The following is a 15,993-nucleotide window of genomic DNA, read 5'->3' as shown; positions in this document are numbered from 1 at the left end:
TGTAACCAAACAACGATAAGGAACTATCAAAGAAAATGTTCCTTAGTGTAAAATTAAACTAACCTTGGAGGGTGGAATACCAAATCGCTATTATCAATGGTAAAGCTATCGGAATAGCCGAAGTTTTGGGATTTTTCTTTATAAATCTTGGACGATTTTATTTTAAAATCAAAACTTGCAGGCATCGCTAGCACGATAGATGCAGAAATGTTTTGGTTTTGAGATTTAAACGGAAGTTTCATATCTTCTTCATAATCATCATCGTGGACATCGCCACTAAAATAATGAAGTGTAATAAACTGTCCGAAAGACATTTCAGAATTATCATTTCGATGCTCTACAAAATGTTCTATCAGTATAGGTAACTTAAAAATTTCTCTTACCTCTGAAAAAGAGATAAGATAGCACATAATAAAACCATATATAATATACTTCCTGAACATATTGGGACAAAGGTAAGCATTAAAACAATAGATTATATTATAACCTCAAATTTAGAATGAATTTAATTTAATATAGTGAGATTCAAAATCTATTAAAAATTATTATTTTTGTGGAATAATGTAATTTAATATTTAATTTTATGAAAAAAATATTTATGATAGCTTTGGCGTCAGGGTTAGTTTCAGTAGCGTGTTCTAAAAAAGAAAATGCAAACACAGAAAGTAACATAATGCTTCAAGAACCAGAGGTTGCCGTAGTAGCCGATACAGCTAAGACTGCAGTAAGTACACCCGCTACAACGGAAGCTACACCAGTAGTTGATTCTACCTCTACAAAATAAGAAATATGAAACATATTTATTTTGGAGTATTAACTTTGGCATTGTTCTCCTGTACTCAAAAGGAAACCTCAAAAATAGAAACAGTAGAGGAGAAGCCACAAACGGTATCAAAAGTTGAGGTAGAACCCAATTTGGAGCACCAAGGATATCAGTTAATAAAGGGGTCAGATTGTTTGAGTTGTCATAATATTGATAAGAAAATGGCGGGTCCTTCTTTTAAAGAAATTGCAGATAGATATACCCAAGAAGATTTAGGAACGCTATCAAAAAACATTATTGAGGGTGGTAATGGTAATTGGGGCGAAATACCGATGCAACCACATCCTCAACTATCTAAGGAAGAGTCAGATAAAATGGTGGAATTCATCATGAGTCTTAAAAAATAGATAGCACTTTAATACAAATGAGAAGACCTTACTATAAAAGAGGTCTTCTTTTGTTTTTTAATTTAGTTTATAAAAAGAATTCATGGATAAAAAATATAATAAGCAGCTAAAATTTAGAGATTTAGGTTTAATGGATTACCCTGATGCTTTTGAGTATCAAGAAAATCTTATGAAAGAAATTATAGAGCTAAAACTCAAAAATAGAGATAGGGTAGATGGAGTACAGGAATTAACGCCAAATTATTTTTTATTTGTGGAGCACCCTCATGTGTACACTTTAGGAAAAAGTGGTAATGAAAACAATATGTTGGCAAATACAGATAAGTTAAAAGAAATTAATGCCACATTTATAAAAACGAATAGAGGAGGAGATATTACTTATCACGGCTTTGGGCAGATTGTAGGTTATCCTATTTTAGATTTGGATAATTTTAAAACAGACATACACGCCTATATGCGTAGTTTGGAGGAAGTTATTATAAGAGTAATAGCAGAGTATGGCTTAAAAGGGGAGCGTTCTGAAGGGGAGACGGGCGTTTGGTTAGATGTAGGTAAACCTTATGCTAGAAAGATATGTGCCATGGGAGTTAAAACTTCTAAATGGGTTACTATGCACGGTTTTGCTCTTAATGTAAATACAGATTTAAGGTATTTTGAATATATTATTCCGTGTGGAATAAAAGATAAATCCGTAACCTCTATGGAGCGAGAACTAGAACGAAAATTTACTGATGAAGAAATAGCAGATTTAAAGGAAAAAATAAAAAAACACTTTACACAAATATTTGGTTCAGAATTTATATAGAAACTAAAGGTAAAAGTGTTATATTTGTTGGGTTATGCAGAATTTAGTGTTTATCATCAATCCTTTTTCAGCAAAGGGGAAATATCAATCTTTTCTAGAAAAAATGGAAAAAGAATTTCCTAATGCGTTATATTATATTTCAGATTCGGTAAAAGGGACAGAGGCTTTTATAGAAAATAATTTCTCAAAAGCAGATATTTTTATTGCTGTAGGAGGCGATGGCACTATTTCTAGTATCGCTAAAAAACTGATAGGTACAGATAAAATTTTAGGAATTTATCCAGCGGGGTCGGGTAATGGTTTTGCTTACGAAATGGATTTTACTAAGGATATTAGTTCTTTAATCAATAAAATAAAAAATCCTAAAAGTAAAGAAGTTGATACTTTTACAGTAAATGGTCGGCTTTCCATCAATGTTTCAGGTATTGGTTTTGATGGTGCCGTTACCAAAGCATTCGAAAATACAAATAGAGGGTTTGCCAATTATATTAAAACGAGTATTAAAACTTTTTTTAAATATAGTCCTATTCAGATTAACTTTAAAGAAGAAGAGCTGAAAAAATATAATGGCAAATATTTGATGTTCAATATTGCAAATACTAGGCAGTTTGGAAATCACGCTTACATCGCTCCTAAAGCTTTAGCTAATGATGGACTTTTGGATTTAGTTTTGGTTAAAAAATTTCCACTTTGGTACTCTACTATATTTGCAGTGAGAATGTTTAGAAAGCAATTAAAAAACGACCAATTTGTAACCTTTTTGAAAAAAGAGAATTTCTCTTTTAAGGCAGATGCTAAAGATTGGCATCTAGATGGTGAATATAACGAAATACCTTCACCCATATCGGTAAAGGTTTTAACTGAAAAACTAAAAATTTTATACTAAAATTTAACCTTTTAACTATATATTATGATAAAAACGAAACTAACAGCTTTAGCGATGGTATCTTGTGCAACTTTTGCGTTTGCTCAAGATGGTTTAGTGAATAGCTTGAAAAACAATCAATCCGAAAATCCTGATTTTAAATTTACGGTAATTAAAGAGAACGGTGCTACGCCTGTAAAAGACCAAGGTTCTTCAGGAACTTGTTGGAGTTATTCAGGAAACTCTTTCTTAGAATCTGAAATGATAAGAATGGGGAAAACTCCTGTAGATTTAGCAGAAATATTTACTGCTAGAAATTCTTATCACGATAAAGCCAAGCTCTATGTACTTAATGGTGGAGCTATTTCTTGGGGAGATGGTGGCGAATTGCACGATGTTATCAATATGTATCGTAAATATGGTGCAGTTCCGCAAGAAGTATATTCTGGTTTAAAGGAAGGTCAAACGAGAAATAATTTCTCTGAAATGCAAGCGATTATAAAATCAATGTTAGATGCTTATGTTAAAAATCCATCAGGGAAATTATCGTCTAACTGGTTGTCTAATATAGATGCTATTTTGGATAGTTATTTAGGTAAGTATCCAACTCAGTTTACTTATAAGGGTAAACAATACACACCTCAAACCTTTGCTAAAGAGGTAGTTGGGATTGTTCCAGAAGATTATGTAGGTATATCGTCGTATAAAGATTATGCTTATTATGAGAGATTTGTAGTACCTATTCCAGACAACTGGAGCCACGAAACTATGTGGAATGTCCCAATGGAAGATCTTACGACTATTATAGATTATGCTATAAAAAACGGACACACAGTAGGTTGGGCAACAGATGTATCTGAACCTTACTTCTCATACAAAAATGGCGTAGCTTATGTACCAGATTTAGATTTGGATAATCTAAACGCAGCTACTAAAAAAGATTTATTTAAAGGTCCAAAACCTGATAAAAAAATTACAGAAGAAATGCGTCAGGAAGCTCTTAACAATCTTACTACAACAGACGACCACGGTATGCACATTGTAGGTATTGCTAAGGACCAAACAGGTAAAGAATATTATATGGTGAAAAACTCTTGGGGAACAACCAACGATTATGAAGGTTATCTTTATGTAACTAAGCCATATGTATTGTATAAAACAACAGGAATTTTACTTCACAAAGATGGTATTCCTAAGAATATAACTAAGAAGTTTAAAATAAACACTAATATAGGTTTATAAAATACCGGAGAGACCGATACTAGTCGGTCTCTTTTTTTGGTTTAGATTTTTCCTATAATTTATATTATGTTAAATAGAAGTTTATTGTATTATGATAAACTTTTATATACATTCATTCTTTTTAAGTTCTTATTTAATAACAAACTAAAAAAACCGTCTCAATTCTAAGACGGTTTTTAAAGATATTTTAGAAAAGTATCTAATCTAATTATTTAGATTATTTACCTTCTTCCATTTTCTTTTTAAGTTCTGCAAGAGCATCAATATCTCCTAGAGTTGTTTTCTCTTCAGATGCAGAGCTTTTAGTAGCAGCTTCTTTTACATTTTTCTTTTCTTCTTCACGGAAAAGACCTGTGTGAGATACTACCACTCTCTTAAATTCTTTATTGAATTCAATTACTTTAAATTCAGCTTCATCACCTTTCTTGATTTTAGAACCATCTTCTTTTTCAAGTAATCTAGCAGGACAGAAAGCTTCTACCTCTACATCTTCAAATTTAACTTGAGCTCCTTTATCAAAAACATCAGATGCTACACCTGTGTGTACAGTACCTTCAGCATATTTAGTTTCAAATTTGTCCCAAGGATTTTCTGTAAGTTGCTTATGACCTAAAGAAAGTCTTCTAGCATCTACGTCTAACTCTAGAACTACTACATCTAACTTGTCTCCTACGCTGCAGAATTCAGATGGATGTTTGATTTTCTTAGTCCAAGAAAGGTCAGAAATATAGATAAGTCCATCAATTCCTTCTTCTAATTCTAAGAATACACCAAAGTTAGTAAAGTTTCTTACAGTACCAGAATGCTTAGAACCTAATGGATATTTATCTTGAATGTTAGTCCAAGGATCTTCAGAAAGTTGTTTCATACCTAAAGATATTTTTCTCTCTTCCTTATCCAAAGTAAGTACTTGAGCTTCAACCTCATCTCCTACTTTTACGAAGTCCCCAGCACTTCTAAGGTGTGTGCTCCAAGACATTTCAGAAACATGGATAAGACCTTCTACACCTGGAGCTACTTCTACGAAAGCACCATAGTCAGCCAATACCACTACTTTACCTTTTACTTTATCTCCTACTTTTAGGTTTTGGTCAAGAGCTTCCCAAGGGTGAGCCTCAAGTTGCTTCATACCTAGTTGAATTCTCGTTTTATCCTCATCAAAGTCAAGAATAACCACTTTCACAGTTTGTCCATCTTCTAAGATTTCTGTTGGGTGGTTTACTCTAGACCAAGAAAGGTCTGTAATGTGTACTAGACCATCAACGCCACCTAGGTCAATAAACACACCGTAAGAAGTGATGTTTTTAACTGTTCCTTCAAGAACCTGACCTTTTTCAAGTTGGGCAATGATTTCTTTTTTCTGATCTTCAATATCGGCCTCAATAAGAGCTTTATGAGATACCACTACATTTTTGAATTCAGGGTTAATTTTAACCACTTTGAACTCCATAGTTTTACCTACATACTGGTCGTAATCTTTAATAGGCTTAACATCTATTTGAGAACCAGGTAAGAATGCTTCGATGCCGAATACATCTACAATCATACCACCTTTTGTTCTAGATTTAACGAAACCATTTACTACCTCACCACTTTCGTGATATTGGTTCACTTTATCCCAAGCCTTAAGCGTTCTCGCTTTTTTATGAGAAAGTTGTAATTGTCCTGTCTTGTCCTCTCTTCTGTCTACCATTACTTCTACCTCATCTCCCACTTTTAGGTTAGGGTTGTAACGGAATTCGTTAAGAGAAATAACACCTTCTGATTTGAAATCAATGTCAACGATAGCTTCTTTATCTGTAAGCCTTACTACTTTACCTACGATAACATCATCTTCTGCTAAATCGCTTAAAGAACCTTTGTAGATTTCCTCAAGTTCTTTTTTCTCGTTTCTGTCCTCAGCATTAAGACCAGATTCAAAAGAATCCCAATCAAAATTTTCAGGTGCTACATTTTGGTTCAAAAGAACCTCTTCTTGTTGTTTTGTCTGTTCTGACATAATAAAATAATTTGTATCCAAAACTACCATCCTTTGAGCTAAAACGGATAAATGGGTTTTGAAGTTGGTTAAATATTGTTGTTTTCTACTTTTTGCTCAAAAAAATCCGTGAAAAGTGGTGCAAATATATGTAAAATTTATTATCTGACAATATGATTTTTAGAGTTTTAGACTCATATTCTTAAGTTTTATAAAAAATAGACAATGAAAAATATTTAGTCTGAAAATAAAAAAGGACTTTTTTCTATTTTTATATTTGATTATCAGTGTTTTGTTTAACCTATAATGATTTGCCGAAAAATAATTATCTTTACGAAAAATTTAAAATTTATGATAACAACATTTAGTTTTATTTTGGGGTCTTTGGGAGCTGTTCTATTTGTAGGAATTATTTTCCTTAGCTTTTTTGGACTTTGGTTTATTGTAAAGCAACAAACATCTGTTATAATAGAACGTTTAGGGAAATTCCATAGTGTAAGAGGTCCAGGTTTTCATCTTAAAATACCTTTTGTAGACCAAATCGCAGGTAGAATTTCTTTAAAAATACAGCAGTTAGATGTAGTGGTAGAAACTAAAACTAAAGACGATGTATTTGTTAAAATAAAGGTGTCCACACAATATCTCGTTATTGGAGAAAAGGTTTATGATGCGTTTTATAAATTGGATAATCCTCACGCTCAGATTACATCTTATATTTTTGATGTGGTAAGAGCGGAAGTTCCTAAACTTAGATTAGATGATGTGTTTGAGAAAAAAGATGATATTGCTATCGCCGTAAAATCAGAATTACAAGAGGCAATGAATGATTATGGTTACGACATCATTAAAACCTTAGTAACAGACATCGACCCTGATGAGCAAGTAAAACAGGCAATGAACCGTATCAATGCTTCGGAAAGAGAGAAAATAGCGGCTCAATATGAGGGTGATGCTCAAAGAATTCTTATTGTAGAAAAGGCTAAAGCAGAAGCGGAAAGCAAAAGACTACAAGGACAAGGGATTGCCGACCAGAGAAGAGAAATTGCTAAAGGATTAGAAGAATCTGTAAATGTGCTTAACAAAGTAGGTATCAATTCACAAGAGGCTTCGGCTCTTATTGTAGTTACTCAGCATTATGATACGCTTTCGTCCATTGGTTCTACCAATAAGTCTAATCTTATTCTACTTCCTAACACACCCAATGCGGCTGGAGATATGCTAAATAATTTGGTAACTTCTTTCTCTACCGCAAGTATTATAGGAGAAGAAATAAAAAAGAAAAATAAAGAAGCGTAAAAATTTACATTTACGAGGTTTTAATCAAAAGAAAACAGTCCCAATATATTCTAAGGTAAATTTTAGAAATATTGGGACACATTTTTATTTTCACCTTTCGTAATTCATCACTAAATTTGCAAAATGATGAAAAATAGAGATTTCATAGAGGTCTATGGTGCTAGAGAGCATAACTTAAAAAACATTGATGTTAAAATTCCTCGTAACGAGTTAGTCGTTATTACAGGGCTATCAGGAAGTGGGAAATCTTCTTTAGCATTTGATACTATTTTTGCAGAAGGACAAAGGCGTTATATAGAAACATTTTCCGCCTATGCTCGGCAGTTTCTAGGTGGATTAGAACGCCCCGATGTTGATAAAATAGAAGGACTTTCCCCTGTTATCGCTATTGAACAAAAAACCACTAATAAAAACCCTCGTTCTACCGTAGGGACGGTTACAGAACTTTATGATTTTCTCAGACTTCTATTTGCTAGAGTTTCCACAGCTTATTCCTTAGAAACAGGTAAAAAGCTACAAAGCTATACCGAAGAGCAAATTTTAGAAACCATCAAAGAACAATATCAGAATGAAAAAGTCTTGCTTCTAGCACCGCTAGTAAAGGCTAGAAAGGGGCATTATCACGAGCTTTTTGTGCAATTAGCCAAAAAAGGATATTCCCAAGCAAGAATAGATGGCACTTTGCAAGATATAGAATACGACCTTAAACTAGACCGATACAAAACCCACGATATAGAAGTAGTTATAGACCGTTGGATTATAGGCGAAACCGCATCTGAAGCTAGGATGCAAAAATCACTTTCCACAGCTTTGCAGATGGGGGGCGGTGTGGTTATGGTTCAAAAATATAATTCGGAAGAGTTTCAGTATTTTTCTAAAGATTTAATGGATACCGCCACAGGACAGGCTCTACCATTACCAGAACCAAATACTTTTTCGTTCAATTCTCCTAAAGGGAGTTGTCCTCATTGTAAAGGTTTGGGAACTGTAAAAAAAATCAATCCTGATTATCTAGTTACCGAGCCTACTCTACCCTTTCAGTCGGCACTATTACCATTAGAAACTTATAAATTTAGTAAATGGGCTTTATCTCAAATTAAAAGCATTCTAGAATTATTTGACCTTAACCTACAAACACCATTCAACAAAATTCCTAAAGAAGCCTTAGACTACATCTATTACGGTTGTGATAAAGAGTTTGTAAAAGATTTAAAACACGCTGGAATTTCCAAAAAAACTAAAATTAACTTTGAAGGGCTAATCCCTCATTTAGAAAAAGTTATAGAAGATAAAGAGAACTACGGTGCTACACAAGTGGAACGAGAGTTTACAGTAGAAGAAATCTGTACGGACTGTAACGGAACAAGATTAAAACCCGAAAGTTTAGCCTTTAAAATAGAAGGTAAGAATATAGCTGAAGTTAATGCGATGAGCTTATTAGACTTAAAAGATTGGCTTTCGGAAATAAAAAATAGCTTTAGCGAAAAAAACAAAATTATCGCCCACGAAATTTTAAAAGAGATAGAAACTCGTTTGGGCTTTTTATTAGACGTAGGGCTAGAATATCTTAGTCTTAGTAGAAGTAGTAAAACCCTTTCTGGAGGCGAATCCCAAAGGATTCGTTTGGCAACTCAGATAGGTTCGCAGTTGGTGAATGTCCTTTATATTTTAGACGAACCTTCTATTGGGCTTCACCAGAGAGATAACGAAAGACTTATCAACTCTTTAAAAAGTTTACGAGATTTAGGAAACTCTGTTCTTGTGGTGGAACACGATAAGGATATGATTTTGGAAGCCGATGAAGTGCTAGACATCGGACCTAAAGCAGGTAAATATGGCGGAAAAGTCTTGTGGCAAGGCAGCCCAAAAGATTTAATAAAAGCTGATACCATTACAGCAGATTACCTCACAGGAAGAAGAAAAATAGAAATTCCCGAAAAGAGAAGAGAAGGCAATGGTAATGAGATTGTCCTCAAAGGAGCTACGGGCAATAATCTTAAAAATGTAACTCTAAAAATTCCTTTAGGGAAGATGGTTGTAGTTACGGGGATTTCGGGAAGTGGAAAATCCTCGCTAATCAACGGAACTCTCTACCCTATTCTTAACCGACATTTCTACCGTGCTGTGCAAGAGCCTCTACCTTACGAAAAGATAGAAGGTATAGAGCATATAGACAAAATAGTAGATGTAGACCAAACGCCCATCGGTAGAACGCCTCGTTCTAACCCTGCTACTTACACAGGTGTATTTTCGGATATCCGAACCTTGTTCGCTAACCTTCCAGAAAGTAAAATCAGAGGTTATAAGGCAGGGAGGTTTTCGTTTAATGTTAAAGGTGGACGCTGCGAAACTTGTCAAGGAGGTGGTTTGAAAGTGATTGAAATGAATTTCTTGCCTGATGTCTATGTACATTGCGAAACCTGCAACGGCAAACGCTTTAATAGAGAGACCTTGGAGGTAAGATATAAAGGTAAATCTATATCCGATGTCCTAGATATGACTATAGACGAAGCTGTGGAATTTTTTCAGCCAATCCCCAAAATCTATTCTAAGGTGAAAACGCTACAAGAAGTTGGTTTAGGTTATATTACCTTAGGACAACAGTCTACTACACTTTCAGGCGGAGAGGCTCAAAGGGTAAAATTGGCTACAGAACTTTCTAAGAAACAAACAGGTAAAACACTTTATATCTTAGATGAACCTACCACAGGACTGCATTTTGAAGATGTTAAGATTCTGATGGAGGTTATCCAAAAGCTAGTAGATTTGGGTAACTCTTTTATCATTATTGAACATAATATGGACGTGATAAAACTTGCCGACCATATTATAGATGTAGGTCCAGAAGGTGGTAAAAATGGAGGAAGCATTGTGGCAGAAGGTACTCCAGAAGAAATTATAAAGAATAAAAAATCTATCACAGGTAAATTTTTGAAAAAAGAAATGTAGATAAAAACAAAAACTTTAGCACTATGAAAAAACTATTACTTTCTGCATTAGTAGCAACAGTTGGTTTCGCTAATGCACAAAAATTGGAAACAGGGTTTAAAATAGGGTATGTAAATTCCACTTTGCACCTAGAAGCTATGGGGCAACAATACAAGCCTAACGCTAAGTCTAGTGTTTACATTGCGATGCCTGTATCTTATAAGGTTAATAAATATGTTTCTCTACACGGAGAACTTGGTATGGCAGGGCTTGGAGCAGAGAATCTAATTATGGATAATAATGAGCGTTCAAGGTTGCATCTTACCACGGTCTATATTCCTTTGGGAGTTAAGTTTACACCAATAGAATCGTTAGGGATTTTGGGTGGATTTAACTTAGGTTTTGTAACCAAAGCTCTAGGGAAACAAAACGGACAAGATGTAGAGTTTACTGATATTAGAAAGGGTAACCACTCTATATTTTTGGGTGGAGAATATAAAATAACCAAGTCTATATTCGTGGAGACGAGATACAATATAGGGCTTAGCAACCTTTATCCAACCAACGACATCACAATGAAAAACAATTTCTTACAAATAGGTGTAGGCTATTTATTTGACAAATTTTAATATCTATAAAACAGTAAAAATGAAAAAAAGAGCTTTAATTAGCGTATCAGACAAGACCAATCTTGTAGAGTTTGCCACATTTTTGGAGCAACACAATTATCAACTCATTTCTACGGGAGGCACATTTAAACATCTAAAGGAAGCTGGACTTTCTCCTATTCAGATAGATGAAGTTACAAAGTTCCCAGAAATGCTAGACGGTAGGGTAAAAACGCTACACCCAAAAGTACACGGAGGGCTTCTAGCTGTACGCTCTAACCCTGAGCATATGAGTACCGTAAAAGACCACGGTATAGAGCTGATAGATATGGTAATAGTAAACCTCTACCCTTTCTTTGAGAATGTTAATAAAAACATTTCTTTAGACGAAAAGGTAGAGTTTATAGACATTGGTGGACCATCAATGCTTCGCTCGGCGGCTAAGAATTTTAATGCCGTTACCGTGGTTACCGATGTTAGGGACTATGCTAGAGTTCAAGCCGAAATTTCGGAAGCAGGCGATACAACTTTGGAAACCAGAAAAACATTAGCTGGAAAGGTATTTAACTTAACTTCGGCTTATGATGCTGCTATTTCTAAAATGCTTTTAGAGGAGGAATATCCAGAGTACCTTAATGCTTCGTATCAAAAGGTAGCCGATTTAAGATATGGCGAAAACCCTCATCAGTCAGCGGCTTACTATGTTTCTACTACCGAAAATGGAGCGATGAAAGATTTTGAACAATTAGGCGGTAAAGAACTTTCTTTTAACAATCTAAGAGATATGGATTTATGTTGGAAGGTGGTTAATGAGTTCAAAAATGAGAAAGCGTGTTGTGCCGTTAAGCATTCTACACCTTGTGGTGTTGCTATTGGAGAAACCGCTTTAGACACTTATAAAAAAGCATTTGAATGCGACCCTGTTTCCATCTTCGGAGGCATTGTAGCGATGAACTATAAGGTGGATAAAGACACAGCTGAAGAACTCAACAAAACTTTCCTAGAAATTGTAATGGCTACAGATTTTGATGCCGAAGCCCTAGAAGTATTGTCTAAAAAGAAAAATCTAAGAATTATCAAGATTAAAAATCCTGTATCTGACAGCCAAGTGTGGGTGAAGATAGACGGTGGAATGTTGGTGCAAAACGCTGATGACCAATTCTCTGATGATATAAAAACGGTTACAGAAGTTAAGCCAACGGAAGAACAAACCAAGGCTCTACTCTTCTCCCAAAGGATTGTGAAGTATGTAAAATCTAATGCTATTGTAGTTACCAACGGCACACAAGCCCTAGGTGTAGGTGGTGGACAAGTAAATAGAATATGGGCTACCCAACAAGCCATAGAACGAGCGAAAGAGAAATTTAGTGGAGATTTAGTTTTAGCGTCTGATGCTTTCTTTCCGTTTAGAGATGTGGTAGATACTTGTGCTAAAGAAGGTATAAAAGCCATTATACAACCTGGTGGAAGTATGCGAGACGACGAAAGCATACAAGCAGCTAATGAGCATAATATCCCAATGCTATTCACAGGAATGAGACACTTTTTTCATTAAATAATGATTAACACTAAAAATGATAAGCATCAAAAGAAATTTGATGCTTATCATTTTGTAAAAAGATGCTTATGTTTTGGGAGTTTCGTAAGCATTTTTTTAATTCCATTCTCCTGTCTCAATCCAATGTTCCGTCTTTTTTCTCTGCTTCATTTTTTCTCTATTACTCTTCCCATAATCAATTTCAAGATAATTATATTTAGAGAACTTTTGACGCATTTTTATCAAATTAAAAGGAAATGTAATCCAAGAAAAATTAAAAGTTCTTAACTCAGAATTATATTTGTTTTTAAGAAGATTTAATTTAGCAGATATAGATTTTAGGGAATCGCTTTGAAAAGTTTTTTCGTTAAGTTGGAATTCAGTCCAAACCAATTCATTCGCATCAGTTGTTACCGAAAGGATTGAGTCAGATTTTTTTGAAAGAATTTTGACACTATCAGGAAAATTTGAAGTTTGTAAAATTTGATTACGCTTATTTAATTCAGATTTTAGTTCTGCGAATGAAGTTTCAACTTTTTTATGGTCTTCAATACAATTTCTATTTACTTTTTGAAAGTAAAAGTAAGTCCCCACAAATACGAGTAGAGAAAAAGTAATAAATATTATTAAACAACCTTTAAATTTGTTCATTTGCTAGTATAGGTTTTTACAAATATTGTATGAAATAATACCAAGTATTTACGAAAAGCGGAGCTAAAATGAACCTTAAACTTAACCAAAGTAAATACTTTTATGCCACTAAATTAAACAAAATTGTAAAAGTGAAAAACATTTTGTGATATAAAAAATTAGGATATAATACTAAAACTCTTGATATAAAAAACGACTGAATCTTTTGATTCAGCCGTGTTTTTATAAATCTTTATTTCTGCATAAAATGCTTATAGTAAGAGCAACTTCCCATTAGAGATTTACTCGTTTCGGTATCGTTGTACTTTGTTTTCAACTCTGTGAAATAACTTCTGTAGTTCTGATTTTTAGCGTTGTCTAACTCTTGCTGGAATTTGGTTTGTTTTTCCTCCCAATTGGCATCACTATACTCCCAATTTGGAGTTTGATTGGCTTCCCATCGGTAGTATTTTCCTTGTTCAGCATTTGCCATTTGGAAGAGTATTCTAGCTTGAGCTTCTCTATCTGTATTTTTTTCTAAAGCCTTTTTATAGTAACTAATAGCAACATCAAAGCTATCTGATTTTAAACCCATATTATTGTAAGTAAAGCTTTTGTAATAGTACAGAGGCGTGTATATATCAGTATCACTAAAGAAATAATATTTACCACCATTGCTATTGTCTATATCCATCACAAAGTAATGTCTGTAATAGCCCAATATAGAGGTATTGTATAAAAAGTTCCCTAACAATTGGTTAGCATGGGCAGCATTAACATCATTACCTTTAGCTATTTCTGTAAGTTTTAGTACTGCTTCTGCTAGTTCCTTTTTATTCATATTATTTTTGATGAATTTAAAGTCAGAGATAAAGCTTTCTGCTTTCATAGACTCGCTTTCAGGGCTAGTATAACTTACCCAAACATTATGTCCGAAAACTAAAGAAGAAATATTGTTGTAGCCGTTGTAGCCTTTAATTTTCATTCTTACCGGTGTATTACTTTGCAATGATCCATCTTCTGAAAATGGGAACTCATATCTAGGAATACCTGTAAAACCACTTGCTTTGGTGTAGTAATCTAAAGCTTTCTTAAAGTTAGCCGAACGCATCTCGTAATCTCCATAGAGTACATTTATGAAATTTTGAGTGTCTTCACCTGTATCTATATTTTTAGCGAGAATGCTATTTTCAAAAGCATTTTTGTTTTTTCGTTTGTAAAATGCTTCAATATCTCGAACTAGATCTATATCCAAAATATCTTGCAAACCTGAAAGTTGATTAGACATTAAGAAAGACTTAGCTCTCTCCCCTTGTAAGAAATATCTATTAGCTAAAATATCTGTAATAAAACCTGCCTCTGAGCTGTTATACCTATCCTCGGAAATAGCAGTTACTAAATCAGGGTAAGTTTTCATGATATGTTGCTCAAACTCGCTATCAATTCTTGGTTGAGAAAGAATATCGTTTAATAATTTCATTTTATCAATTTGAGTAAGATATTCTTGGTTGCTGGTGTTTATATTTTGTAATAAGCTACTGCTAGATTTATAATCTTTCTGTAAAAATTTTATATAAGCCTCTGATATTGCCCAGAACTCATCATTTGATTTGGTTTTAACTTTTTCTGTCAGTTTTTCTAGCTGCTCTATATAATCTTGCATTTTTTTGTTGTATTCCTCATCGCCTCCTAAAGAAGAAACTACAGGCAAACGGTTAGGGTGATTTAACAACTCATCATCAGAAAGCCCTTTACTTTCTTCGGCAGTTAAAACTTTCGGTTCAGAACTTTCCATTCCAAAAAGGTTCTTAAAGAACGATACTATTTTATCCCAAAACGAAGCACTAGCTTTGTTTTCTGTCTTACTTACTGAAGGAGCTGTTTTAGAAGTACCCACTGTTTTGGTTTCCTTACCGTTATAGTAGTAATATGGTAGAAAATACCTTTCTAACTCATTGATGGCTCTAGCTTGGAGTACTTTTAAAGCCTCCGAATTAGGGTCTATTTCATAAATTTTCTCCATCATTGGGAGCGGATTATTAAACCCTTGATAACCGAGAAGAAAATACGCCATTATCTTCTCTTTATCATTTTTAGCTCGGGAGAGTAGATCTTCAAATGCCTTTTCGCTAGACAGTTTAATAGAAGTATAAGCCGTTTGCTTTCTAGAGTTTGAATTTATAAATACTTGGAAGAAGTTCCAGTTGGCTTCTTCTTTTTGTCCTAGCCCACTTTGTGCTCCCGCCATTTGTTCTAAAGCCATATAATAGATGGCGTTTTTTAGCCCTAATGGCTCTACATAGGTAGAAAAGGCTTTTACAGCTTTATCATAATTTCTATTGTAATGTTCAAAACGAACAATCTGATAGGCATACCTTAGTTTTATCTCTTTATTTGAGGTGTTTTTATAAAAATTTATAAGAGTAGTAAGTGTATTTTCATAATCCAAAGTAGACGCGAGATTATAAGTTTCGTCATCATAATAAAAACTATAGGCATTGTCATCATCATTAGCAACTCGGTTGATTCTAAGGTTATTCAGTTTTTTGGCCTCAATGAGATAATCCAAACCTTCTCTATAGTTCTGATAAGCACCTAATTTCTGAAAAACCGCCTGATTCTGATACCCATCTTTAAACGAAATAATATCTTGTAACGGGAGCTTATAAACCAATGTTTTTACCTCATCGTAGGAAAGTTTATTGTTGAAAAAACTTTTCCAAAGTTGTAGATTATCATCAATGATAGCGATATTATCTGCTTCATAAAAAGGAGATGAGTAGGACAAAAGAAAAGGTGTATAAGACTTATCTTTGATGATTGTTTGCGTAAAGAGGTTAAAGTAATCACCGTCTGAGTCTTCCCAAGCACAGGCTTTAGAATTTTGGTGAAGTAATAATATAACGCCTAATGAAATAACTGCTTTTTTCATTG

General features: G+C 34.0%; 13 protein-coding genes. 9 read left to right on the top strand and 4 right to left on the bottom strand.

Annotated features, from left to right (window positions below; translation table 11 throughout):
• Positions 1-53 precede the first annotated feature (53 nt).
• Positions 54-410 (bottom strand): hypothetical protein, encoded by a 357-nt coding sequence (locus tag RA0C_RS02390; RefSeq protein ID WP_004918894.1) that lies wholly within the window; start codon positions 408-410, stop codon positions 54-56.
• A gap of 173 nt (positions 411-583) precedes the next feature.
• Here RA0C_RS02390 and RA0C_RS02385 point away from each other — a divergent pair, with 173 nt between their 5' ends.
• The 5 genes from RA0C_RS02385 (at position 584) to RA0C_RS02365 (ending at position 4,082) form a co-directional block, all read left to right on the top strand.
• Positions 584-784, top strand: a complete 201-nt coding sequence (locus RA0C_RS02385) for a hypothetical protein (RefSeq protein WP_004918898.1) — start codon at positions 584-586, stop codon at positions 782-784.
• Positions 785-789: 5 nt separating this feature from the next.
• Positions 790-1,170, top strand: coding sequence for a c-type cytochrome (locus tag RA0C_RS02380; RefSeq protein WP_013446754.1), 381 nt, complete (start codon positions 790-792; stop codon positions 1,168-1,170).
• A gap of 82 nt (positions 1,171-1,252) precedes the next feature.
• A complete protein-coding gene (gene lipB / locus RA0C_RS02375; RefSeq protein ID WP_004918904.1) occupies positions 1,253-1,975 on the top strand; it encodes a lipoyl(octanoyl) transferase LipB in 723 nt (240 codons plus the stop codon).
• 34 nt (positions 1,976-2,009) lie between these two features.
• A complete protein-coding gene (locus tag RA0C_RS02370) occupies positions 2,010-2,861 on the top strand; it encodes a diacylglycerol/lipid kinase family protein (RefSeq protein ID WP_004918905.1) in 852 nt (283 codons plus the stop codon).
• 24 nt (positions 2,862-2,885) lie between these two features.
• Positions 2,886-4,082, top strand: a complete 1,197-nt coding sequence (locus tag RA0C_RS02365; RefSeq protein WP_004918907.1) for a C1 family peptidase — start codon at positions 2,886-2,888, stop codon at positions 4,080-4,082.
• A gap of 217 nt (positions 4,083-4,299) precedes the next feature.
• Here the strand turns inward: RA0C_RS02365 and rpsA are convergent, their stop codons facing one another.
• Positions 4,300-6,081 (bottom strand): 30S ribosomal protein S1, encoded by a 1,782-nt coding sequence (gene rpsA / locus RA0C_RS02360; protein ID WP_004918909.1) that lies wholly within the window; start codon positions 6,079-6,081, stop codon positions 4,300-4,302.
• Between the two features lie 330 nt (positions 6,082-6,411).
• Between rpsA and RA0C_RS02355 the strand changes: the two genes are divergently transcribed.
• From RA0C_RS02355 to purH, 4 genes are all read left to right on the top strand, one after another.
• The gene (locus RA0C_RS02355; RefSeq protein WP_004918915.1) at positions 6,412-7,356 is read left to right on the top strand and encodes an SPFH domain-containing protein; all 945 of its coding nucleotides are present in this window, start codon (positions 6,412-6,414) and stop codon (positions 7,354-7,356) included.
• A 123-nt stretch (positions 7,357-7,479) separates the two neighbouring features.
• Positions 7,480-10,305: an excinuclease ABC subunit UvrA gene (gene uvrA, locus RA0C_RS02350; protein ID WP_014411215.1), complete on the top strand. Its 2,826-nt coding sequence runs from the start codon at positions 7,480-7,482 to the stop codon at positions 10,303-10,305.
• 23 nt (positions 10,306-10,328) lie between these two features.
• Positions 10,329-10,913, top strand: a complete 585-nt coding sequence (locus RA0C_RS02345) for an outer membrane beta-barrel protein (RefSeq protein WP_004918918.1) — start codon at positions 10,329-10,331, stop codon at positions 10,911-10,913.
• A 19-nt stretch (positions 10,914-10,932) separates the two neighbouring features.
• A complete protein-coding gene (gene purH, locus RA0C_RS02340) occupies positions 10,933-12,447 on the top strand; it encodes a bifunctional phosphoribosylaminoimidazolecarboxamide formyltransferase/IMP cyclohydrolase (protein WP_004918920.1) in 1,515 nt (504 codons plus the stop codon).
• A 99-nt stretch (positions 12,448-12,546) separates the two neighbouring features.
• Here the strand turns inward: purH and RA0C_RS02335 are convergent, their stop codons facing one another.
• Together RA0C_RS02335 and RA0C_RS02330 are read right to left on the bottom strand one after the other, a co-directional pair.
• The gene (locus tag RA0C_RS02335; protein WP_004918921.1) at positions 12,547-13,080 is read right to left on the bottom strand and encodes a hypothetical protein; all 534 of its coding nucleotides are present in this window, start codon (positions 13,078-13,080) and stop codon (positions 12,547-12,549) included.
• 232 nt (positions 13,081-13,312) lie between these two features.
• Positions 13,313-15,991: a hypothetical protein gene (locus RA0C_RS02330; protein WP_004918922.1), complete on the bottom strand. Its 2,679-nt coding sequence runs from the start codon at positions 15,989-15,991 to the stop codon at positions 13,313-13,315.
• Positions 15,992-15,993 lie beyond the last annotated feature (2 nt).

Source organism: Riemerella anatipestifer ATCC 11845 = DSM 15868 (assembly GCF_000252855.1).
Classification (GTDB): domain Bacteria; phylum Bacteroidota; class Bacteroidia; order Flavobacteriales; family Weeksellaceae; genus Riemerella; species Riemerella anatipestifera.
Note: the sequence above shows the minus strand (reverse complement) of the source record. Positions and strands in the feature narration are given on the sequence as shown.

Coding starts and splice junctions, on each gene's coding strand:
- RA0C_RS02390 (WP_004918894.1), bottom strand. CDS start 410: ATGTGCTATCTTATCTCTTTTTCAGAGGTAAGAGAAATTTTTAAGTTA.
- RA0C_RS02385 (WP_004918898.1), top strand. CDS start 584: ATGAAAAAAATATTTATGATAGCTTTGGCGTCAGGGTTAGTTTCAGTA.
- RA0C_RS02380 (WP_013446754.1), top strand. CDS start 790: ATGAAACATATTTATTTTGGAGTATTAACTTTGGCATTGTTCTCCTGT.
- lipB (WP_004918904.1), top strand. CDS start 1,253: ATGGATAAAAAATATAATAAGCAGCTAAAATTTAGAGATTTAGGTTTA.
- RA0C_RS02370 (WP_004918905.1), top strand. CDS start 2,010: ATGCAGAATTTAGTGTTTATCATCAATCCTTTTTCAGCAAAGGGGAAA.
- RA0C_RS02365 (WP_004918907.1), top strand. CDS start 2,886: ATGATAAAAACGAAACTAACAGCTTTAGCGATGGTATCTTGTGCAACT.
- rpsA (WP_004918909.1), bottom strand. CDS start 6,081: ATGTCAGAACAGACAAAACAACAAGAAGAGGTTCTTTTGAACCAAAAT.
- RA0C_RS02355 (WP_004918915.1), top strand. CDS start 6,412: ATGATAACAACATTTAGTTTTATTTTGGGGTCTTTGGGAGCTGTTCTA.
- uvrA (WP_014411215.1), top strand. CDS start 7,480: ATGATGAAAAATAGAGATTTCATAGAGGTCTATGGTGCTAGAGAGCAT.
- RA0C_RS02345 (WP_004918918.1), top strand. CDS start 10,329: ATGAAAAAACTATTACTTTCTGCATTAGTAGCAACAGTTGGTTTCGCT.
- purH (WP_004918920.1), top strand. CDS start 10,933: ATGAAAAAAAGAGCTTTAATTAGCGTATCAGACAAGACCAATCTTGTA.
- RA0C_RS02335 (WP_004918921.1), bottom strand. CDS start 13,080: ATGAACAAATTTAAAGGTTGTTTAATAATATTTATTACTTTTTCTCTA.
- RA0C_RS02330 (WP_004918922.1), bottom strand. CDS start 15,991: ATGAAAAAAGCAGTTATTTCATTAGGCGTTATATTATTACTTCACCAA.